General features: G+C 63.9%; 21 protein-coding genes. 7 read left to right on the top strand and 14 right to left on the bottom strand.

Translation table 11 applies throughout. The annotated features are described in order from the left end of the window. Positions 1-483: 483 nt before the first annotated feature. Positions 484-3,177, bottom strand: coding sequence for an EAL domain-containing protein (locus GPA27_RS12255; protein ID WP_256222915.1), 2,694 nt, complete (start codon positions 3,175-3,177; stop codon positions 484-486). Positions 3,178-3,249: 72 nt separating this feature from the next. Between GPA27_RS12255 and GPA27_RS12250 the strand changes: the two genes are divergently transcribed. Continuing rightward, positions 3,250-3,435 (top strand): hypothetical protein, encoded by a 186-nt coding sequence (locus GPA27_RS12250; RefSeq protein ID WP_256222914.1) that lies wholly within the window; start codon positions 3,250-3,252, stop codon positions 3,433-3,435. A gap of 203 nt (positions 3,436-3,638) precedes the next feature. Here GPA27_RS12250 and tyrS read toward each other — a convergent pair whose 3' ends face one another. After that, a complete protein-coding gene (gene tyrS / locus GPA27_RS12245) occupies positions 3,639-4,838 on the bottom strand; it encodes a tyrosine--tRNA ligase (RefSeq protein ID WP_169140797.1) in 1,200 nt (399 codons plus the stop codon). 70 nt (positions 4,839-4,908) lie between these two features. On the opposite strand from tyrS, the gene GPA27_RS12240 reads away from it, so the two are divergent. Beyond that, positions 4,909-6,231: a M23 family metallopeptidase gene (locus tag GPA27_RS12240; RefSeq protein WP_169140796.1), complete on the top strand. Its 1,323-nt coding sequence runs from the start codon at positions 4,909-4,911 to the stop codon at positions 6,229-6,231. 75 nt (positions 6,232-6,306) lie between these two features. On the opposite strand, the gene erpA is transcribed toward GPA27_RS12240, so the two are convergent. The 4 genes from erpA to rplM all read right to left on the bottom strand — a co-directional run bounded on the left by erpA (position 6,307) and on the right by rplM (position 8,746). Continuing rightward, a complete protein-coding gene (gene erpA / locus GPA27_RS12235) occupies positions 6,307-6,657 on the bottom strand; it encodes an iron-sulfur cluster insertion protein ErpA (protein ID WP_076601385.1) in 351 nt (116 codons plus the stop codon). Positions 6,658-6,748: 91 nt separating this feature from the next. Continuing rightward, positions 6,749-7,777, bottom strand: a complete 1,029-nt coding sequence (gene argC / locus GPA27_RS12230; RefSeq protein WP_169140794.1) for an N-acetyl-gamma-glutamyl-phosphate reductase — start codon at positions 7,775-7,777, stop codon at positions 6,749-6,751. Positions 7,778-7,911: 134 nt separating this feature from the next. After that, a complete protein-coding gene (gene rpsI, locus GPA27_RS12225; RefSeq protein ID WP_018988797.1) occupies positions 7,912-8,304 on the bottom strand; it encodes a 30S ribosomal protein S9 in 393 nt (130 codons plus the stop codon). A gap of 13 nt (positions 8,305-8,317) precedes the next feature. Then, positions 8,318-8,746 (bottom strand): 50S ribosomal protein L13, encoded by a 429-nt coding sequence (rplM, locus tag GPA27_RS12220; protein WP_076601387.1) that lies wholly within the window; start codon positions 8,744-8,746, stop codon positions 8,318-8,320. 324 nt (positions 8,747-9,070) lie between these two features. On the opposite strand from rplM, the gene GPA27_RS12215 reads away from it, so the two are divergent. Both GPA27_RS12215 and GPA27_RS12210 read left to right on the top strand, forming a co-directional pair. Continuing rightward, entirely contained in the window at positions 9,071-9,232 is a 162-nt protein-coding gene (locus GPA27_RS12215) for a hypothetical protein (protein WP_169140658.1), read from the top strand. Between the two features lie 514 nt (positions 9,233-9,746). Beyond that, complete coding sequence (locus GPA27_RS12210) at positions 9,747-10,166, top strand: OsmC family protein (protein ID WP_169140792.1); 420 nt, start codon at positions 9,747-9,749, stop codon at positions 10,164-10,166. Between the two features lie 57 nt (positions 10,167-10,223). Here GPA27_RS12210 and coq7 read toward each other — a convergent pair whose 3' ends face one another. The 7 genes from coq7 to GPA27_RS12175 all read right to left on the bottom strand — a co-directional run bounded on the left by coq7 (position 10,224) and on the right by GPA27_RS12175 (position 15,368). Then, positions 10,224-10,841, bottom strand: coding sequence for a 2-polyprenyl-3-methyl-6-methoxy-1,4-benzoquinone monooxygenase (gene coq7 / locus GPA27_RS12205; RefSeq protein ID WP_169140790.1), 618 nt, complete (start codon positions 10,839-10,841; stop codon positions 10,224-10,226). 23 nt (positions 10,842-10,864) lie between these two features. Beyond that, positions 10,865-11,389: a CNP1-like family protein gene (locus GPA27_RS12200; protein ID WP_169140787.1), complete on the bottom strand. Its 525-nt coding sequence runs from the start codon at positions 11,387-11,389 to the stop codon at positions 10,865-10,867. Continuing rightward, a complete protein-coding gene (locus GPA27_RS12195) occupies positions 11,386-11,973 on the bottom strand; it encodes a DUF3501 family protein (RefSeq protein WP_169140785.1) in 588 nt (195 codons plus the stop codon). The genes GPA27_RS12200 and GPA27_RS12195 overlap by 4 nt, the downstream gene beginning before the upstream one ends. Positions 11,974-11,985: 12 nt before the next feature. Further along, a complete protein-coding gene (locus GPA27_RS12190) occupies positions 11,986-13,326 on the bottom strand; it encodes a heterodisulfide reductase-related iron-sulfur binding cluster (RefSeq protein ID WP_169140783.1) in 1,341 nt (446 codons plus the stop codon). Positions 13,327-13,429: 103 nt separating this feature from the next. Next, positions 13,430-13,849: a rubrerythrin family protein gene (locus GPA27_RS12185; RefSeq protein WP_169140781.1), complete on the bottom strand. Its 420-nt coding sequence runs from the start codon at positions 13,847-13,849 to the stop codon at positions 13,430-13,432. Between the two features lie 143 nt (positions 13,850-13,992). Then, a complete protein-coding gene (locus tag GPA27_RS12180) occupies positions 13,993-14,586 on the bottom strand; it encodes a CBS domain-containing protein (RefSeq protein ID WP_169140779.1) in 594 nt (197 codons plus the stop codon). Between the two features lie 251 nt (positions 14,587-14,837). Continuing rightward, the gene (locus GPA27_RS12175) at positions 14,838-15,368 is read right to left on the bottom strand and encodes an RNA pyrophosphohydrolase (protein WP_169140777.1); all 531 of its coding nucleotides are present in this window, start codon (positions 15,366-15,368) and stop codon (positions 14,838-14,840) included. A 218-nt stretch (positions 15,369-15,586) separates the two neighbouring features. Here GPA27_RS12175 and GPA27_RS12170 point away from each other — a divergent pair, with 218 nt between their 5' ends. The 3 genes from GPA27_RS12170 to GPA27_RS12160 are packed head-to-tail and all read left to right on the top strand — an operon-like array spanning position 15,587 to position 18,396. Next, the gene (locus GPA27_RS12170; protein WP_169140775.1) at positions 15,587-17,335 is read left to right on the top strand and encodes a proline--tRNA ligase; all 1,749 of its coding nucleotides are present in this window, start codon (positions 15,587-15,589) and stop codon (positions 17,333-17,335) included. A 20-nt stretch (positions 17,336-17,355) separates the two neighbouring features. Continuing rightward, a complete protein-coding gene (locus GPA27_RS12165; RefSeq protein ID WP_169140773.1) occupies positions 17,356-18,000 on the top strand; it encodes a lytic transglycosylase domain-containing protein in 645 nt (214 codons plus the stop codon). Positions 18,001-18,030: 30 nt separating this feature from the next. Further along, positions 18,031-18,396, top strand: coding sequence for a PilZ domain-containing protein (locus tag GPA27_RS12160; protein ID WP_169140771.1), 366 nt, complete (start codon positions 18,031-18,033; stop codon positions 18,394-18,396). Positions 18,397-18,460: 64 nt separating this feature from the next. On the opposite strand, the gene GPA27_RS12155 is transcribed toward GPA27_RS12160, so the two are convergent. Further along, on the bottom strand, positions 18,461-19,108 hold the full coding sequence (locus tag GPA27_RS12155; protein WP_169140769.1) for a bactofilin family protein: 648 nt from the start codon (positions 19,106-19,108) through the stop codon (positions 18,461-18,463). Between the last annotated feature and the right edge of the window lie 133 nt (positions 19,109-19,241).

Raw genomic sequence — 19,241 nt, 5'->3', positions numbered from 1 at the left:
ATGTGTAAAGCATGCCGCCAGCGTTCAATCTGAGCCAGGATCAAACTCTTAAGTTCAATCCAACAAAGCACTCAAAGAAATCATTACTGACTTACATATGAGCACTCAATCTTTGCAACATTAAAACTGCCGAAGCAGTTCGGTCGCGCCAACCAAGCACCCACACTTATCGGTTGTCCAATTTTTTAAAGAACCGCTGCCGAAGCAGCGAGAAAGAGATTCTGACAAACTCAACCGCTTTCGTCAAGCACCGCAGCAAACTTTTTTAAATCCGCTGCAGCACCGCCCCCCTCTTTCCTGCCCTCCACCGCCGCCGCCAAATCCGCCGCAGCGCTGAAGAGGCGCGAATTATATAGAGCTCAATTGAAGCGTCAAGCCATTTCCGGAAAATAGTTTTATGGACGCACCGCAAGGACATCACATGGACGACGCAGTCCGTAATTCGGCCCTTGCGGCATGGCGCTAGGGGCGCCGGGAAGCACGTTAGTCGTTGCCCGCCCTGCGCCCGAGGGCGAACAGTCGGAAGGCGTCCGCCGGCAGGGGCTTGCTCACGAGATAGCCCTGCAGGTAATCGCAATTGCGCGCGCAGAGGAACTCGCGCTGCGATTCAGTCTCGACCCCTTCCGCCGTCACCTTGAGTCCGAGGCTATGCGCCATGTTGATGATCGCCTCGACAAGCAGGGCATCGTTCTTGTCTTCGAGGCAGTCGCTGACGAAGCTGCGATCGATCTTTACCTGATCGACGGGAAAGCGCTTCAGGTATGACAGTGATGAATACCCGGTTCCGAAGTCGTCGAGCGAATAACGGACGCCCAACTGACCGATCTCGCGCATGAGGGCTTCCGTGGCATCGCTGCTCTGCATGAGCACGGACTCGGTGATCTCCAGGACAAGTTCGATCCTGTCGAATCCGGATTTCCGGCTGGCCTGCGCGATCAGGTCGAGCAACCCCTGCTCCCGGAACTGGACGCCCGAAACATTGACCGCCATCCGGAGAGGAGACAATCCCTGCTCCAGCCATTCGTTCGCCTGCCGCAATGCTTCGTCGAGCACCCATGCGCCGATCGGCAGAATCATTCCTGTATCTTCGGCGATGGCGATGAATTCGTCCGGAGCGACGAGACCACGCGAGGGATGCTGCCAGCGCACGAGCGCTTCGGCGCCGCTCACGCAACCGCTTCCGGCATCGATGATGGGCTGGTAATAGAGAACGAACTGGCGGCGCTCGATGGCCACACGCAATTCGGCCTCCAGTTGCACCCGCAGACGGGCGGCCTCCTGCATGTCCTGCGAATAGAACTGACAGCGGTTCTTGCCGAGTTGCTTGGACTGGTACATCGCGATGTCGGCGTTGCGCAGCAGGGCCTGCACGTTATCACCGTCGTCGGGGAACACCGTGATTCCGAGACTGCCCGAGACGTAACGGTTCGCGCCGGCAAGCAGGAAAGGCTCGCGAATGACCCGCAACACCTTGTCGGCGACGGCCTGGAGACTTTCGACATCTACGATGTCATCGACGACAAGGGTGAATTCATCACCCCCGAGCCGCGCGACCGTGTCCTGCTGACGGACGCAGTCCTTGAGTCGGGCAGCCACCTCGATGAGCATCTCGTCACCGACGTCGTGGCCCAGGGTGTCGTTGATCCACTTGAACCCGTCGAGATCGAGGAACACCAGACCGGCTTTCTTGCCCGTGCGGCGACTGTGCGCCAGTGCGCGCTCGAGGCGATCGTTCAGCAGGTTTCGATTGGCAAGGCCGGTGAGGGCATCGAAATTCGCCTGCCGCCAGATGACCTCCTCGCGCTGCTTGCGCCGCGTCATGTCGCTGAAGATCGATACATACTTGATGAGTTTTCCCGACTCGTCGCGCACGGCAGAGATGGTCAGCCACTGCGGATAGACGTCACCAGCCTTGCGCCGATTCCAGACCTCGCCCTCCCAGCGGCCGGTCGTCTCGAGGGTCGCCCACATGTTCTTGTAGAAGACAGCATCGTGGCGCCCGGACTTGAACATCGCGGGTGTCTGCCCGATAACCTCATCCGCCGAATAGCCCGTGATGGAGCAGAAGGCGGGGTTCACGGAGGTTATGACGCCCGCGGCATCCGCGGTCATGATCCCCTGGCTGGATGCATCGAAGACCACCATCGCCTCGCGCATCTTTTCTTCAGCCAGTTTGCGTTCGGAAACATCCCGTACGAGCGCGATGAAACCAGCCGGCGCTCCGTCGCTGCGCGAGAGCTGACTCATCGACGCGCTGAACTGCCGGACCCCGCCCGGAAGCTCCAGTGCATATTCGAATTCGTGCCGCTGGCCATCCTTGCGAATGGCCGCCAGCGCCTCGCTGACCGCGCTCGCGACCGTTTTCGGAAAGACCTCGCCGTACGCACGCCCAGGGAGTTCGTGCGGAACCATCGGAAGAAGCGCAGGATCCGGCGAATGAACCTCGACGATCCGGCCCGGCTCATCGAGCACGAACAGCTGGTCCGGTAGCGAACTGATCAGCGCCCCCAGCTTGGATTCACGCGCCGCCAGCGCGGACGTGCGCTCGTCGACCAAGGTCTGCAACCGGTAACGATGAAGTCTCAGCTCCCCCATCTGTTTCGCAAGCCAACCGAGGAGCGCACTGAAGATGAATCCCAGGAGCAGCTTGAGCGACAGCGCCGATTTGTGCGTCCAGCCGTCGATCGGCGCAACGCTGAGTGTCCACGTGCCGTTCGGCATCATGACCGCACGATCCACCGGATCAATGAGCGCCCCCTCGGAAGACGCCGCAATGAGCTGTTTCAGCCCGGTATCGGGGTGTACACGCCATAGCTGGTAATGCAACCCGCGCTTCACGAGCTGGGGCAACTGGGCCTTGTCAAGGACTTGGGGAAAACGGATCAGTACCGTGGTGAATCCCCAGAACCGCGTCCGGCCGCTCTCGGCGTCAAGGAACACCGGCAGGCGGCCGACCGCACCAATACCCCCCTGCATCAGGTCGAATGGTCCGGCGAGGGTGAGTTCGCCGGTATCCCGGGCGCGAAAAGCTTCCTTGTTGCGGGCGGGATCCGCGAGCAGATCGTGCCCTATCGCACGAGCGTTCTCGGCAAGCGGCACGACCTGCCGAATGACGCCGCCCGGCGCAAGCTGGAGGGAATCGGCACCGGGGTAGTAGCGAAGCATCTCGGTCGCCACGGCATCGAAATCGGGAACGACACCCTTCCCCTGCCTCACAAGGGCTGCGAGGGCAAACGTTGCGGTCAGGCCGTGGCGAACCGCACTCTCGATTTCGTGCGCCTTGTCGCCGCTCTGGTCGGCGATCTCGGCACGTCGGATGCGCAGGCTCTCGCGCTCCGACTGCGCGACAAACAGGGCTGCGGCCCCGAGGGCAACCACGAAGACGATTGCGCCCAAGGAGCCGGGGCGCAAGGTGGCGCCCGTACCGAACAATGACCGGAACCTCATGGTCTCGAAACCCTGCCTTCAAGAACGGGCGCAATAACGCTCGCGCGAGAAGTCGGTGGCGCGCGAGCAACGAGCCGGGCATGGATCACTCTCCGTCGCCCGGCCCGAAGCATGTTTACACTATATTACACATGGCATTTGCACAGACGCGGACCTTCGGCCGTCACGCGTCGGTGAAACGCTGCCAGCCATCAGCCCAGATGCACGGTCGCGAACTTGCGCTTGCCCACTTGCAGCACCACCGTCGTCCCTGCCTGCAGCACCAGACCTTTGTCCTCGACGCGATCGCCGTCGAGTCGCACCGCCCCCTGCTCGATCATCCGCATCGCCTCCGATGTCGTACCGGTCAGGCCGGCCTGCCTGATGACCTGGAAGACGGGCATCCCATCGGCCCCGACTGCCACCTTCACCTCGGGCATGTCCTCGGGTAGCACGCCGCGCTGGAAGCGTGCCTCGAATTCCGCGCGCGCATCCTCGGCCGCCGCGTCGTCATGGAAGCGGGCAACCAGTTCCATCGCCAGCATGACCTTGATGTCGCGCGGATTGCGCCCTGCCTCAGCGTCACGGCGCAGATCGGCGATCTCGCTGATCGAGCGGAAGGACAGCAGCTCGTAGTAGCGCCACATGAGGTCGTCGGAAATCGACATCAGCTTGCCGAAGATCTCGCGCGGCCCTTCTGCAATCCCGATGTAGTTGCCCAGCGACTTGGACATCTTGTTCACACCGTCCAGCCCCTCGAGGAGCGGCATCATCAGGACGCACTGGGGAATCTGGCCCTCGTGCTTTTGCAGTTCGCGCCCCATCAGCAGGTTGAACTTCTGGTCGGTGCCGCCGAGTTCGATGTCCGCACGCATCGCCACCGAGTCGTAGCCCTGACACAGCGGATAGAGGAATTCGTGAATGGAGATCGGCTGGTTGGCGGCGTAGCGCTTGGCGAAATCATCGCGCTCGAGCATGCGCGCGACGGTGCTGCGCGAGGCGAGGCGGATCATCCCCGCCGAACCGAGGGATTCCATCCACGCCGAGTTGAAGCAGACCTCGGTCTTTTTCGGATCGAGAATCTTGAACACCTGATCCTGGTAAGTGCGCGCATTCTCCATGATCTGCTCGCGCGACAGGGGCGGGCGGGTGGCGTTCTTGCCCGACGGGTCACCGATCATGCCGGTGAAGTCGCCGATGAGGAACATCACCTGGTGCCCCAGATCCTGAAAGTGACGCAGCTTGTTGATGAGGACCGTATGACCGAGGTGCAGATCGGGCGCGGTAGGGTCGAAGCCGGCCTTCACCCGGAGCGGGCGGCCGGATTTCAGCTTGTCGACAAGCTCGGCCTCTATCAGCAACTCGTCGGCACCCCGCTTGATCAGTTCGAGGGCTCCCTGTACGTCAGTCATGCAACTCTCCATTCAACGGGACGACAAGAAACTTTGCTAAACTCGCGGAAGTTTTTTGTCCGAAAATCCCATGCAGGCACGAAAAGTCACGATTCTAGCCGAACTCAACGGCCTCCTCCCCACCGGACGCAAGCGGTGGGCCGTCGGCGCGTTGGCCGGCACGTCGCTGCTGGGCGTCGTTGCCGCGACAGCCGTCCCCCCGGGGGCGCCGCAAACTTCGATCGTCACGCAATCGGTCGTGGAACGCCTTGGGGCGATTGCATCGCCCGTTGCCGATGCCACGGATCTGCCCTTCGTCTTCGACGAGCGCGTGCGCCCCGGCGACACGATACAGGCGATCCTGCGGCGAGTCGGCGCCAACGATGCGGAAGTCCTCGACTACCTGAACCAGCCGGAAGGGGTGCAGGCACAGAGACAGTTGCGGGCCGGACGATCGGTCCTCGCCACCGTGCAGACGGACGGGAGGATTGCATTCCTGAGCCTGCCGGTCGCGGGCGGCGACGAGCGCTACACGGTGGAGCGGACGGCTGCCGGTCTCGAATCCCGCACCCGCACGGCCGCAACACTGGGCGTCAACGTCGAGATGCGCTCAGGAACGATCCGCCAGACGCTATTCGGCGCAACCGACGCGGCGGGAGTCCCCGATAGCGTCGCGACGAAGCTTGCGGAAATCTTTGGTACCGAAATCGACTTCAGCAGCGACCTGCGGCGTGGCGACCGCTTCAGCATCGTGTATGAGTCGCTGCACGATCGGGGCATGCCCGCGGGAGCCGGCCGCATCCTGGCGGCCGAGTTCGTCAATGACGGCAAGCGCCACACGGTCGTACTGCATCGGGACGAGGACGGGTCCGACGCGTATTTCACGCCCGACGGACGAGGGCTTAACCAGGCCTTCCTGCGCTATCCGCTCGAGTTCTCGCGCATTTCTTCCAACTTCGGGGGCCGCATGCACCCGATCCACAAACGCTGGAAGGCGCACAAGGGTACGGATTTCGCCGCAGCGACGGGAACCCCGGTCAAGGCGGCATCGAACGGCGTCGTTGAATTCGCGGGCAGCCAGGGCGGCTATGGCAACACCGTCGTGATCCAGCACCGCGACGGCTACGAAAGCGCCTACGCACACCTGAACGGCTTCGCGAAGGGGCTGCGCAAGGGCCAGCGCGTCCGCCAAGGCGATGTAATCGGCTTTGTCGGATCGACCGGATGGTCGACGGGCGCGCACCTGCACTTCGAGATCCGTGTGAACGGTGTCGCTCGCGATCCGATGAAGATCGCGCTGCCGACCACCCAACCGCTCGGGAGCGCCGCGCTTGCCAGTTTCCGTCGCGACACTGCACCGCTGCTCGAGCGCCTGGCGCTGCTCGATCGTACGACGGTGGCACGCGCGGACTGATCTGCGGCACGGATAGCCCATCAAATAAAACGGGAGGCCGAGGCCTCCCGTTTTATTTGATGGGCAGCGCGCGCGTCAGGCGGAGAAGGAAGATCCGCAGCCGCAGGTGCTCGTCGCGTTGGGATTGCGGATGACGAACTGCGAGCCTTCGAGACCTTCCGTATAGTCGATCTCGGCGCCAACCAGATACTGGTAGCTCATCGAGTCGATCAGCAGGGTCACGCCGTTCTTCTCGAACGCGGTGTCGTCCTCGTTCACTTCCTCGTCGAAAGTGAAGCCGTACTGGAAGCCCGAGCAGCCACCACCGCTGACGAAAACGCGCAGCTTGAGTTCGGGATTGCCCTCTTCCTCGATCAGTTCCTTGACCTTGCCGGCTGCGCTGTCGGTGAAGACAAGCAGTTCGGGCGTTTCGACTGCAGTGTTCATGTTATCTCCTGAAGGGGTGTGCACTTTCAAATAATGCGTCACCCGACACGTTTCGTCAAAATGAGAGTGGCTATCGCCGCGATTGGTTCCGTCAGGGACTGACGGGCACGATGTCGAGCCCCTGGGTCTCCTCGAAACCGAACATGATGTTCATGTTCTGCACCGCCTGCCCGGCCGCCCCTTTCACGAGGTTGTCGATGACCGACAGGACGACGACGACATCGCCGCCCTGCGGACGATGGACGGCGATGCGACACATGTTGCTCGCACGAACCGAGCGGGTTTCGGGGTGGCTGCCCGCCGGCATCACATCAACGAACGGCTCGGCGCGATAGCGCGACTCGAACAGGCTTTGCACGTCCACATTCTGCGTGAGCCGGACATACAGCGTCGCGTGGATACCGCGGATCATCGGTGTGAGATGCGGCACGAAGGTCAGGCCGACTGCCTTGCCGGCCATACCGACCAGCCCTTGGCGGATTTCAGGCAGATGGCGATGCCCCGGCACGCCGTACGCCTTGAAGCTGTCGGCGGACTCGGCGAACAGCGTATGCACCTCCGCCTTGCGCCCGGCTCCCGAGACGCCTGACTTGGCATCGGCGATCAAATGCGAAAGGTCCGCCACGCCCGCCTCGATCAGAGGCAGGAAGCCCAGTTGCACGGCCGTGGGGTAGCAGCCGGGATTGGCAAGGACGCGGGCCGCCCGGATCTGCTCGCGGTTGCGCTCCGGCAGCCCGTACACGGCTTCGGCGACAAGCTCGGGCGCGGCGTGCGTCATGCCGTACCACTTCTGCCATTCGGCAATGTCGCGGATACGGAAGTCGGCAGCGAGATCGATGACGCGGACGCCCTTGTCGACGAGTTCGCGCGCCTGCTGCATCGCGATGCCGTTGGGCGTGGCAAAGAACACGACGTCGCAGCGGTCGAGTTCAGCCTCGGCGGGCGTGACGAAACGCAGATCGACGCGGCCGCGCAGGCTCGGGAACATCTCGGACACTGCCATGCCCGCGTCGCCGCGCGACGTGATCGCGTGCAACTGAACGTCGGGGTGACGCGCAAGCAACCTGAGCAGTTCGACACCCGTATAACCCGTACCGCCGACGACACCAACCTTGATCATGCTTTCTCCTTGGCGGGGCAATCCCCGATGCAGCTTTTAATTATCTCACCCATCGCCCGCCGGTTTTGCGCGCAGAAAAGCAAAAAGCCGCCCATCGGGCGGCTTTTTGTGCCAGCGGATACCGGGAAAAGGTATCAGCGCTTCGAGAACTGCTTGCGGCGACGGGCCTTGCGGAAACCAACCTTCTTCCGTTCGACTTCGCGCGCGTCGCGGGTCACGAAACCAGCCTTGCGCAGCACCGGCTTCAGCTCGGCATCGTATTCGATCAGCGCACGGGTGATACCGTGACGAACTGCACCCGCCTGACCCGACTCGCCACCACCGGTGACGTTCACCATGATGTCGAAGCGGTTTTCGTTCTCAGTCAGCGTGAGCGGCTGGCGCACGATCATGCGACCCGTTTCACGCGAGAAGAACTCGTCCAGGGGCTTGCCGTTGACGACGATGTTGCCGGAACCCGGCTTGATGAAAACACGGGCAACCGCAGTCTTGCGGCGGCCAGTGCCGTAGTTGTAAGTCACAGCCATTGATCGGCTCCTGTCAGATCTCGAGAACTTTGGGCTGCTGAGCGGCATGCGGATGCTCGGCACCCGCGTAGCACTTCAGCTTCTTCAGCATGGCGTAACCCAGCGGCCCCTTCGGCAGCATGCCCTTCACCGCCTTTTCGAGCACGCGTTCCGGGAAGCGCTGCTGCAGCTTGGTGAAGTTGGTTTCGTAGATTCCGCCCGGAAAACCGGTATGGCGGTAGTACTTCTTGTCCTGCGCCTTGTTACCGGTGACACGCAGCTTCTCGACGTTGACCACGACGATGAAGTCGCCGGTATCGACGTGCGGCGTGTAAATGGGTTTGTGCTTGCCACGCAGACGGCGGGCTACCTCGGCGGCGACCCGGCCAAGCACCTTGTCCGCAGCGTCGACAACAAACCAGTCGCGCTTGACTTCGTGCGGCTTGGCAGAAAACGTTTTCATTCGAATCCTCGATCTTGTCCGGCCTGGGGCAGAGGCCAATAAACGGAAAGCTCGTGATGGTAATAGGAAGCACAGCCGAAAGTCAAATCAGGATCAATGATCGGCGTTGCGGCAGCGATGGAGCCGGGACTCGGGTGGCCGCCGCCGGCTCGGACAAGTTCGCCGACACTTGTGTCAGCTCAAAGCCGCCGCCCTTGCATGATTTAGCGTAATTGATAGAGCACTTCGAGCTAATGACACTTGGCGGCTTGCGCCGATCACAGGAGCGGGAAACAACGCCCTCCTGCTAACAACGCCCTCCTGCTGCGCACCTCGGATGGGTTCATGGGCATGCTCGACGGTAGCGGCGAGAGTGCCATGTGCGACCGGCAACAGGCGGCAAGCGAGGAACCGTATCGCCGGATGCGGGGTCTGGTGCCCATATATGAAGGCTTCCTCACCTACGGCGGCAGGTCGGCGCGCGAAACGGAGGCGCTCACCGTCTGAGCCGAAGATACGATGGATGATGGCGCGAAGCAGATGTGCGGGCTCAACGATGTTGTCCGCAAGTGACCGCGGCTCGTTGCGCGAAGAGTGCAGCCGATTTCGGACCGCACCAAAAAAAACGCAGTCCTTGGAGGACTGCGTTAAATCCACACCAAAGGAGGAGGGTGGAGGAGACACGGTTTGGATCACGAAGCTCAATTGATCCGACTGGTTACGATTATCCGTAGCCGAACTCGGCGTGGCAAGATTTTTTTGTGCGTTGCACTATAAATGTTTTAATCGAAAGATAAGCATTGCTTATAAAATTACAACTCATTGACGTATATCAATTTGCGCGACGCCAGCGCGGCAGGGTTCCCTTAGCGCGAGTCTCTACCCGACAGTCAGGTTGCTCGGCATGCTGCAATGCAACAACGGCATATGGCGAGACTGGGCGACCGCGCGGGGCATTCCGGTAAAATCGCCACCCGGTCGACCAAGGGCGACCCCAATCCAGCCGACAACGGAGTCAAAGATGGAATGCACGATCAAATGGGTCGACGGGATGACCTTTCTTGCCGAGACCGGCACCGGTCACGTCGTTGCGATGGACGGAGCCCCGGAGGCGGGCGGACGCAACCTCGCGCCGCGGCCGATGGAGATGATGCTGGCGGGGGCCGGCGGCTGCACGGCGTTCGATGTGGTGCTGATCCTGCAGCGCGGCCGCCACGATGTGCGCAACTGCGAGGTGAAGCTCATCGCGGAACGGGCCGAGACCGATCCCAAGGTATTCACTCGCATCACCTTCCACTTCACGGTGACCGGCAAGGGGTTGAAGCGCGAAACGGTGGAACGCGCCGTGCACCTGTCGGCGGAGAAGTACTGCTCCGCGTCGATCATGCTGGCCAAGACGGCGGAGATGGTCCACGAGGTGACGATCGTCGACGTCGAATAAGCCTCCGGCCTGGGTAACCGGCCAGGGGACGGGGCCGCCCCCTGCCCTGCCTGCGGGTCAGACGCGATACGAGGTGGTCGTCATGACCCGCGCCATGATCTTCATGGCTGCCTTGACCGGCCCGGGAAGCTCCTGCGCACCGAGGCCGATGGCGGTGTCGGCGTGGCGCGCTTCGTCGATCTTCATCTGCCTGATGGTCTCGCGCGACTTCTGGTCCTCGGCCGGCAGCTGATCGAGGTGCCCGCCGAGATGGGCCTCCACCTGGCGCTCGGTTTCTGCGAGGAAGCCGAGGTTCCAGCGGTCGCCGAGCCGCCCGGCCAGCATTCCCAGCGCCAGCGACCCGCCGTACCACAGGGGGTTCAACAGGCTCTTGCGTCCGCCGAGTTCGGCGATGCGCTGTTCGGTCCAGGCGAGATGTTCGGTCTCCTCGTTCGAGGCCTGCTCGAGTTCGCGGCGCACGCTGGCATCGCGGGACATGATGGCCTGTCCCTGATAGAGGGCCTGGGCACAGATCTCGCCGCAGTGATTGACGCGCATGAGGCCGGCGACGTGTTCGCGCTGGGCGTCGCTGAGCAGGGTATCCGGCATGTCGCCGCCGGGTACGGGACGCACCGTGCGCGCAGGGGCGAACAGGGTGCGCAGGGCCTTGTCGAATTCGACGATGAGCTGATCCATGGGGGTTTCCTCGGTCTGCAGGCTTATTTTCCCGATTTCATGAAGGTGCTGGCTTCGCCACGCAGCCGCCGCAGGACTTCGTTGCGGTCGCGCGGCGGCACCGGGCCGTCGCAGATATGGTCTTCCGAAAGCGCCGCGCGCGGGCGATTGTAGGCGTTGCCGACGATCGGCTTCCATTCCTCGTCGCGCACCGCAGACCATTGTCCGCCGGCGCGGCCGGTTGCGTACAGGCGCCAAGTGCCGCTGGCGCAGCGGATACCTTCGTGCGTGACGTTCGTCGCGCCGCCGGCGCTGCGGATCACCAGGGTGTAGCGGACGACGCCGTCGTCGCCGACCATGATGCTGTCCTCGTCGATATAGAAGTGGTTGGGCGACGCGCTGCTGACGAAAAATTCGCGCAGACCGGTTTCGCGCGGTGGCGCGGGCAGCGTGTGCTCGCCCTCCTTCCAATCGGGTTCGAGGTCGGTGAGGAGCCCGGCAATTGCCGGGGCCGAAAAACAGACGAGGGCCACGAGGCCCCCGCGGATGATGGGTTTCAGCAGCGTCAAGCTCGCAGGTCTCCACACAAGGATTGCCGGATCGCGTCGGGTACGGGTTCCACGACCGCCGACAGGGCGGGATGATCGACACCGATCGCGAGCGCGGCACCTGCATGCAGGGCGCGGATCTGCGCAGGCGGCAGTTCGAAGCGGAGGAAGTGCACCGCGGACGTCTTCTCGCCATTGTCGCGTTCCAGGTCCTCGTCCGCAATCGCGAAGATCGGCTCGTCGCCTCCGACGCGCGCCCAGACGCGGCGTTCGATCCCGATCAGGCGGGCGAGCCAGAGTCGCCGCTGGTCCTCCGCGGGGAACTCGATCATCATCGTCGCCTTCCAGTTGCTGCCGTCGGGAACGAGCGGGTTGTAGGCGTCGAGTTCGTCCCGGATGCCGGCTTCCTCGAAGGTGCGCTCGATGCGCAGCATTTCCTGGATCTGGTAGCGGATCGTGAGTTCGTCCTCGAAGATCAGCGTGATGTGTTCGCCGAGATGCAGCGTGCGCTCCTTCTTGTGGGCGATGACGCGGCTGCGGAAGGCGGCGCGCTGGCGGGCGTAGGCTTCGAGGCTGAGGAGACTGTCGCGGGAAATGGGGTTCATCGGGTCGGTTCCTCACAGTCCGTAGGCCCTGCGCAGCAGGGTCAGGGGATGGGCCTTCTCCGCCGCGAGCGCGGTACCGCTGTCGCGGATGCCCTGCTGGATGTGGCGGCCGGCGATGGGGCAGTCGGAGCTGATGAAGTCCGGCGCGGCCTGCGCCATCTGGCGGAACACCGGGCGCCCGATCTTCATCGACTGTTCGAAGTACTCTTCCTTGACCCCCCATGTGCCGTCGTGACCGGCGCAGCGCTCGACCGTGGTGACCTCGGTACCGGGGACGAGTTGCAGGGTCTCGCGCGTTTTCTGTCCGATGTTCTGCACGCGGCTGTGGCAGGGGATGTGGTAGGAGACCTTGCCGAGCGGCTGCTTGAAGTCGGTCTTCAGCAGGCCGTCGCGGTGGCGGAGGATGAAGTACTCGAAGGGGTCGAACATCGCGTCGGCGACGGCCTTGATGTCGGCATCGCCGGGGAAGAGCAGCGGGAGCTCGTGCTTGAACATCAGCGCACACGAAGGCACTGCAGCAAGGATCGCGTAGCCGTCGCGCGCGAGCGCTGCAAGCTGGGGGATGTTCACGTCCTTCAGGCGGCGCACGCCCTCGAGATCGCCGAGTTCGAGCTTGGGCATGCCGCAACAGGCTTCCTGACGGGCGAGGACGGCCGGGATCTCGTTGTGAGCGAGCACGGCGACGAGGTCGTGGCCGATGCCGGGCTCGTTGTAGTTGATGTAACAGGTCGAGAAGATCGCGACCTTGCCCGGCGTGCGTTCGCCGTCGCGCACCGGCCACTCCGCCCGGACGTCGGCGGCGCGGCGGAAGCGGGCCGGGGCATAGGGCGGGAGCTCCCGGCGCTTGTCGACGCCGAGCACCGACTGCAGAACGGCGCGCGCGGCGCCATTGCGGTTGGCGGCATTGACGGTCTGGGCGACGACCGGAATGGCGGCGAGCTTGCCGAGCGCATCCGTGCTGGTGAGCACCTTGTCGCGCAGGCGCACTTCGCCCTTGCGGAACTTGACCGCCTTGGCCCGCAGCATCAGGTGCGGGAAATCGACGTTCCACGGATGCGGCGGAACATAGGGACACTTCGTCATGAAGCACAGGTCGCACAGGTAGCACTGATCGACGACCTTGACGAAATCCTTCTTGACGACGCCGTCGACTTCGCCGGTACTGCCCTCGTCGACGAGGTCAAAGAGGGTCGGGAACGCATTGCACAGGTTCACGCAGCGCCGGCATCCGTGGCAGATGTCGAACACGCGTTCGAGCTCGTGGCCGAGTTTGGCTTCGTCGTAGTAATCGGCCTCCTGCCACGCGATCGGGTGGCGCGTGGGGGCCTCGAGACTGCCTTCCCGCGTGGACATGCGACCTCCCTTGGCGCGCGACCTGCCGGCCGCACGGAGTGCAATAAGGGGTCAGGGCGGCCTGCGCGGCCGCCCGTGGCCGGATGCGGATGCGCCTCCGGACTCAGTCCTGCAATACGCCCAGCGCCTTCTGGAAGCGGTTGGCGTGCGAGCGTTCCGCTTTGGCGAGCGTCTCGAACCAGTCGGCGATCTCTTCGAAGCCTTCCTCGCGCGCGACTTTCGACATACCCGGGTACATGTCCGTGTACTCGTGGGTTTCTCCGGCGATGGCGGCGCCGAGATTGGCGCGCGTGGCGCCGATCGGCAGTCCGGTGGCCGGGTCGCCACAAGCTTCGAGATATTCGAGATGGCCGTGAGCGTGGCCGGTTTCACCTTCCGCCGTGGAGCGGAACACCGCGGCGACGTCGTTCTGGCCTTCCACGTCTGCCTTCGCCGCGAAGTACAGGTAACGGCGGTTGGCCTGCGATTCGCCCGCGAATGCGGCCTTCAGGTTCGTTTCTGTCCTGGATCCCTTGAGTTCCATGGTCGTCTCCTCGTTCGATGTGTCGAAGATCCGCCCCGGTCTGCCACCGGGGATGCTTGAAGCCTAGAAGGCGCGGGCGCCCAGGGAAAATTGAATGGAACTATGTTTTCGATGGTGCCCGGCTATGGGGGGATTCCGCCACGTCAGGCCGCGATCGCGGCTTCGATCTCGGCGAAGGTGCGCGCGATCTCGGTGATCATCGGCTGCGGCTCGCCGAGCTGGCGTGCGATCTGCGACGCGGAGAAGATGCCGCGGATGAGCCCGCGACCACCCTCTTCGCGCTCCAGCACCAACAGATGCTGACGGCCGGAACGCCGCAGCGTGGCGACGATGTGGCCCACGTCGGCACGCATGATCTCGCCGAGTTCGACGGCCTCGGTCTTCTCGAGCGGCGTCATGACGCTGTCGACAGTCAGTTCGCCGAGCGTCACGCCGCGGTCGCGCGCGGTATGCACGGGGCGTTCACCGAGCAGGTCGGCGACGGTGATGACGCCGCGCACGAGGTGGCGTGCATCGCTCACGAGGAGGAGCCGGACACCGCGCAGGAGCATCGCGCGGTTGGCGTCGTCGAGCGGCGTTTCGCCGGAAATGGTCGCGGCAGGCACTCGAGTGAAGTCGGTCATGACCTCGACCGCGGGAGAGGACGCGGATACCCTGCGGCTTGCATCCGTTCTGGCGACTTCGCAGTGCAAACCTGCCAGCCGCGCTTGCGGAAGCGGTTCGAATTCCCGGTTCATGAGCACCTCCCATTGCAGACGATGGCGTGGAGGGGCGCATGCTGGCCTTGCGGACATCGCATCGAGACACTGCACGCGCGCCCCGCGAACGGCGCTGTCGACGCGCGCGCCGCAGCCGGACGGAAACCGGCATAGGAGATTTGACCGGCCGCCCGTTCAACGGTTCAGCAGCAGGCGGGCAGAAACAGAAAAAACGCCGCCGCGATGCGTCCGGAAGATCCGGTTGCGTCGCGGCGGCGTCGATGCCGTGCTCAGGACTCGCGCGCTTCCGCGGCGGCCCGGTAGGCTTCAGGCAGGTCTCCGGGACGAACCCGGAACAGGTTTTTCGCCAACTCCAGCAGTGCCTGCTGATACACCTGCCGCTTGAACTCTATGACAGCTTCCAGCGGCACCCAATACTCGCTCCAGCGCCAGGCATCGAACTCCGGATGGTTGCTGGCTCGCAGGCAGACGTCGGAATCACGGCCGACCAGCCGCAGGAGAAACCAGATCTGTTTCTGCCCGCGGTAGGTGTTGCGCCATTCCCTCTTTATCCAGTGTTTCGGAACGTCATACCTCAACCAGCCGCGCGTGCGGCCAAGAATCTTCACATGCTCGGGGCGCAGACCCACTTCTTCGAAGAGTTCCCTGAACATCGCCTGCTCGGGGGATTCCCCGTGCTTGATGCCGCCCTGCGGGAACTGCCAGGAATGTTCGCGAATCCGTTTGCCCCAGAACACCTCGTTGCGCGCGTTGACCAGAACGATGCCGACGTTCGGGCGATAGCCTTCACGGTCGAGCATGATCAAACCTTCAATTCATGAGAGTTGTAGCGATTTTTTCACACTTACCCTGCATTGGAAAGGCGCGACCCGTGGCATGTTCCCGTTTCCGAAGCGCTTTTTGCCACGCGCGGGCCGGAAATTGCGCCAGCCCCGAATGTGCAGCACGGCGCATACCCGACGCGCACGCGACCGGCTAAAATTGGTGGTTTGCCCAACCGACAACCGCGGACTCAAGAATGCGTGCCAGCCAGTATTTCATCTCCACCCTCAAGGAAGCCCCCGCCGATGCCGAGGTCGTCAGCCAGAAGCTGATGCTGCGTGCGGGCTTCATCCGCAAGGTTGCCGCCGGCATCTACAGCTACCTGCCGATCGGCCTGCGCGTGATCCGCAAGGTCGAGGAGATCGTGCGCGAGGAGATGAACCGCGCCGGCGCCCTCGAACTGTCAATGCCGATGGTGCAGCCGTCCGAGCTGTGGGCCGAGACCGGCCGCTGGGAGAAGATGGGCGAGGAGATGCTGCGCTTCAAGGACCGCCACGAGCGCGACTTCGCGCTGCAGCCGACCTCCGAGGAGGTGGTGACCGACATCGCGCGCCAGGAGCTGAAGAGCTACCGCCAGCTGCCGAAGAATTTCTACCAGATCCAGACCAAGTTCCGCGACGAGCGCCGTCCCCGTTTCGGCGTGATGCGCGGGCGCGAATTCACGATGAAGGACGCCTACTCCTTCGACCGCAGCATGGACGCCGCGGGCCGCAGCTACGACGCGATGTACGCGGCGTACTGCCGCATCTTCGACCGCCTGGGCCTCACCTACCGTGCCGTGGCGGCCGACACCGGCGCAATCGGCGGCGACCGCTCGCACGAGTTCCAGGTGATCGCCGACACCGGCGAGGACGCGATCGTCTATTGCCCGGATTCGGACTACGCGGCGAACATCGAACTGGCCGAGGCGCTGCCGCTGCTGGCGTCGCGCGCCACACCGACGCACGGGCTGGAGAAGACGCCGACCCCGGGCAAGGCGACCTGCGCCGACGTCGCGAAGCTGCTCGAGGTGCCGCTCGCGACGACGTTGAAGTCGCTGGTGCTCGCGACCGACGACGTCGACGACAAGGGCCGGCCGGCCGGCGTGACGGTGTGGCTGCTGCTGGTGCGCGGCGACCACGCGCTGAATGAGGTCAAGGCGAGCAAGCTCGAGGGCCTCAAGGCAGGCTTCCGCTTCGCGACCGAGGCCGAGATCCACGAGCACTTCGGCTGCAAGCCTGGCTACCTCGGGCCGATCGGCATGAAGAAGCCGGTGAAGGTGGTCGCCGACCGCACGGTGGCGAACATGTCGGACTTCATCTGTGGCGCCAACGATGAGGACTACCACTACACCGGTGCGAACTGGGGCCGCGATCTGCCCGAACCCGACCTCGTCGCCGACCTGCGCAATGTGGTCGAGGGCGACCCGAGCCCGGACGGCAAGGGGCGCCTCGCGATCCAGCGCGGCATCGAGGTGGGCCACGTGTTCTACCTCGGCACGAAGTATTCGAAGGCGATGAACGCGACCTTCCTCGACGAGGACGGCAAGCCCAAGCATTTCGAGATGGGCTGCTACGGCATCGGCGTGACGCGCATCCTGGGGGCGGCGATCGAGCAGAACAACGACGCGCGCGGCATCATCTGGCCGGACGCGCTCGCGCCCTTCCGCATCGTGGTGTGCCCGGTGGGCTGGGGCAAGTCGGAAGCGGTGCGTGCCGAGGCATTGAAGCTCTACGAAGGGCTGCTTGGCGCGGGCGTGGATGCGATCCTCGACGACCGCGACGAGCGCCCGGGCGTGATGTTCGCCGACTGGGAGCTGATCGGCGTGCCGCATCGCGTGGTGATCGGCGAGCGCGGGCTGAAGGAAGGCATGGCCGAATACCAGGGCCGGCGCGAGGCGGAGGCGACCAAGGTGGCGATCGGCGATCTTGCCGGTTTCGTCGCGGCGAAGCTGCGGGGCCAATGACTTTCGGCTATAACGGACGCATGACACGCACGCTCCGCACGCTGCTGCGCGCCGCGCTGACAGCCGCTCTGGCCGTCAGCGGCGGCGCGTCGGCCGGCAACCAGGTCTACGAGCCGATGGCGGCGAGCGTACGGGCCGCGCTGCATGCGGCGGTGAGCGATGCGGGGGCGCCGGAGCTGCTGATCGCCGATGCGGGCGAGCGCGCGCGCTGGCTGGGGGAGATGTCGCGCCGCCTGGAGAAGCGCATCCCGGACCGCAGCTATCGCGAGGATCTGCTGACTTCGGTGCATTACGAGGCGACCCGAGCGGGGCTCGACCCGCAGCTCGTCCTCGGCCTGATCCAGGTCGAGAGCGGTTTCCGCAAGTACGCGGTGTCGAGCGCCGGCGCACGCGGCTACATGCAGGTGATGCCGTTCTGGATCAGGACGATAGGCGGGGCCGAAGACAACCTTTTTCACCTGCGTACGAACCTGCGTTACGGCTGCACGATCCTGCGCCACTACCTCGACGTGGAGAAAGGCGACCTGTTCCGGGCTCTCGGACGCTACAACGGCAGCCTCGGCCGCCCCGAATATCCGAACATGGTACGCGCGGCATGGGAGCGTCACTGGAGCTATCAGCCGCTGACGCTCGCCGTGACGGAGGCACGCGGCCAGGCGAACTGAGCCGCCCAATCTTCAGACTCGGAAACCGACATGGAACACCGACTGTTTCGCCGCCGATCGATCTCGATTTCGTTTCGCGTGTACGACGCGGAAACGGGCAAATTCATCGGACGCATCGGCGACATCAGCAAGGGCGGCCTGCTCGTGTACGGCCCCAGCAAGCTGCTGACAGGCCAACTTTACCGCCTGCGCGTCGACCTGCCCGACGATCACGGCAAAGGCCGCAGCGTGGTGTTGCCGGCCAAGGCGATGTGGTCGGGATACGACACCAACCCGGAGTTCTGCAGCACGGGTTTCCGCCTGTTCGAACTGGACCGCCCGGAGAACGAGGCGGCGCTGAAGTCGATGCTGTCGCGCTTCACGGTCGGCTTCGACGACGAAGACGGCGAGAGTTGACGAACGACCGGCAGCCGGCCTCGTTGGAGGTCGGCTGCCGGTTCCCGGACCGCAGAAGAATCGCTCAGGCGCCGACGGCGACCTTCACGTTGGGCTCGTCGCGCCCGACCGCGCGCACGGTCTCGCGCCCCGCATCCTTGGCGTCCTTGGCATTGGCCAGCGACTGGACGTCACCCGAAATTTCGCCGCCCTCCTCGATCAGGATCTTGCCGTAGCGGATCTTGCCGCTGACCCGGCCGGTCGAGTGGATAATCAGCTGGCTGCGGGCGGTCAGTTCGCCTTCGAAACGGCCGCGCACTTCCGCGACGTCGATGCCGACGGTGCCGGCGAACGAGCCGTTCTCGGCGATGCGGATCACGCGGCTGTCCATCGTCGCCTCGACACGACCTTCGACGACCAGGGTGTCGCAGTCGAGGATCTCTGCGCCCTTCAGCTTGACGTCCGGTCCGACGATCAGGCGGCTGCCAGTGTCCTGGGAGGAGGTGTCTTCGATCGTGGCGGGTGCGACGCTCGCGGACGCAAGCGCCTTGTCGTCAGCGGCCGGAGAGGAGTCGCTGGACGAGGCCGGCAGTTCGGTCGAACTGCGCGACAGGCTTGCGCCGGAGGACGCCGACCCCGTGGTCAGACTGCCCGACGGAGACCGCAGTGTGCCGTTGTTGCGCGAAGCCGGGGTATCTGGAACCTTGGGGAACAGGGCGGGTTTGTTGAACATGGTCTCTCCTTGAATCCATAAACGTTTCCGGGCCGACGATTCATCGCCCCCGTTGAGCGCCGTAGCATGGGTCATGCCATGAATCCAAGCTCATGAATTTTATGAATTTATTTTTTGACGAGCAAAAAGACGG

It is taken from the genome of Aromatoleum toluolicum (assembly GCF_012911005.2).
GTDB classification, from domain to species: Bacteria; Pseudomonadota; Gammaproteobacteria; order Burkholderiales; family Rhodocyclaceae; genus Aromatoleum; species Aromatoleum toluolicum.
The sequence above is the reverse complement of the archived record's forward strand: the minus strand, read 5'-3'. Positions and strand labels throughout refer to the sequence as shown.

Excerpts from the sequence above, each read along its gene's own strand:
- GPA27_RS12215 (WP_169140658.1), top strand. The coding sequence starts at position 9,071 with ATGGGCATGCTCGACGGTAGCGGCGAGAGTGCCATGTGCGACCGGCAA.
- GPA27_RS12170 (WP_169140775.1), top strand. The coding sequence starts at position 15,587 with ATGCGTGCCAGCCAGTATTTCATCTCCACCCTCAAGGAAGCCCCCGCC.
- coq7 (WP_169140790.1), bottom strand. The coding sequence starts at position 10,841 with ATGGATCAGCTCATCGTCGAATTCGACAAGGCCCTGCGCACCCTGTTC.
- GPA27_RS12155 (WP_169140769.1), bottom strand. The coding sequence starts at position 19,108 with ATGTTCAACAAACCCGCCCTGTTCCCCAAGGTTCCAGATACCCCGGCT.
- GPA27_RS12185 (WP_169140781.1), bottom strand. The coding sequence starts at position 13,849 with ATGGAACTCAAGGGATCCAGGACAGAAACGAACCTGAAGGCCGCATTC.
- GPA27_RS12210 (WP_169140792.1), top strand. The coding sequence starts at position 9,747 with ATGGAATGCACGATCAAATGGGTCGACGGGATGACCTTTCTTGCCGAG.
- GPA27_RS12160 (WP_169140771.1), top strand. The coding sequence starts at position 18,031 with ATGGAACACCGACTGTTTCGCCGCCGATCGATCTCGATTTCGTTTCGC.
- GPA27_RS12175 (WP_169140777.1), bottom strand. The coding sequence starts at position 15,368 with ATGCTCGACCGTGAAGGCTATCGCCCGAACGTCGGCATCGTTCTGGTC.
- rplM (WP_076601387.1), bottom strand. The coding sequence starts at position 8,746 with ATGAAAACGTTTTCTGCCAAGCCGCACGAAGTCAAGCGCGACTGGTTT.
- GPA27_RS12180 (WP_169140779.1), bottom strand. The coding sequence starts at position 14,586 with ATGAACCGGGAATTCGAACCGCTTCCGCAAGCGCGGCTGGCAGGTTTG.
- erpA (WP_076601385.1), bottom strand. The coding sequence starts at position 6,657 with ATGAACACTGCAGTCGAAACGCCCGAACTGCTTGTCTTCACCGACAGC.
- GPA27_RS12190 (WP_169140783.1), bottom strand. The coding sequence starts at position 13,326 with ATGTCCACGCGGGAAGGCAGTCTCGAGGCCCCCACGCGCCACCCGATC.
- rpsI (WP_018988797.1), bottom strand. The coding sequence starts at position 8,304 with ATGGCTGTGACTTACAACTACGGCACTGGCCGCCGCAAGACTGCGGTT.
- argC (WP_169140794.1), bottom strand. The coding sequence starts at position 7,777 with ATGATCAAGGTTGGTGTCGTCGGCGGTACGGGTTATACGGGTGTCGAA.
- GPA27_RS12165 (WP_169140773.1), top strand. The coding sequence starts at position 17,356 with ATGACACGCACGCTCCGCACGCTGCTGCGCGCCGCGCTGACAGCCGCT.
- GPA27_RS12195 (WP_169140785.1), bottom strand. The coding sequence starts at position 11,973 with ATGAACCCCATTTCCCGCGACAGTCTCCTCAGCCTCGAAGCCTACGCC.
- GPA27_RS12240 (WP_169140796.1), top strand. The coding sequence starts at position 4,909 with ATGCAGGCACGAAAAGTCACGATTCTAGCCGAACTCAACGGCCTCCTC.
- tyrS (WP_169140797.1), bottom strand. The coding sequence starts at position 4,838 with ATGACTGACGTACAGGGAGCCCTCGAACTGATCAAGCGGGGTGCCGAC.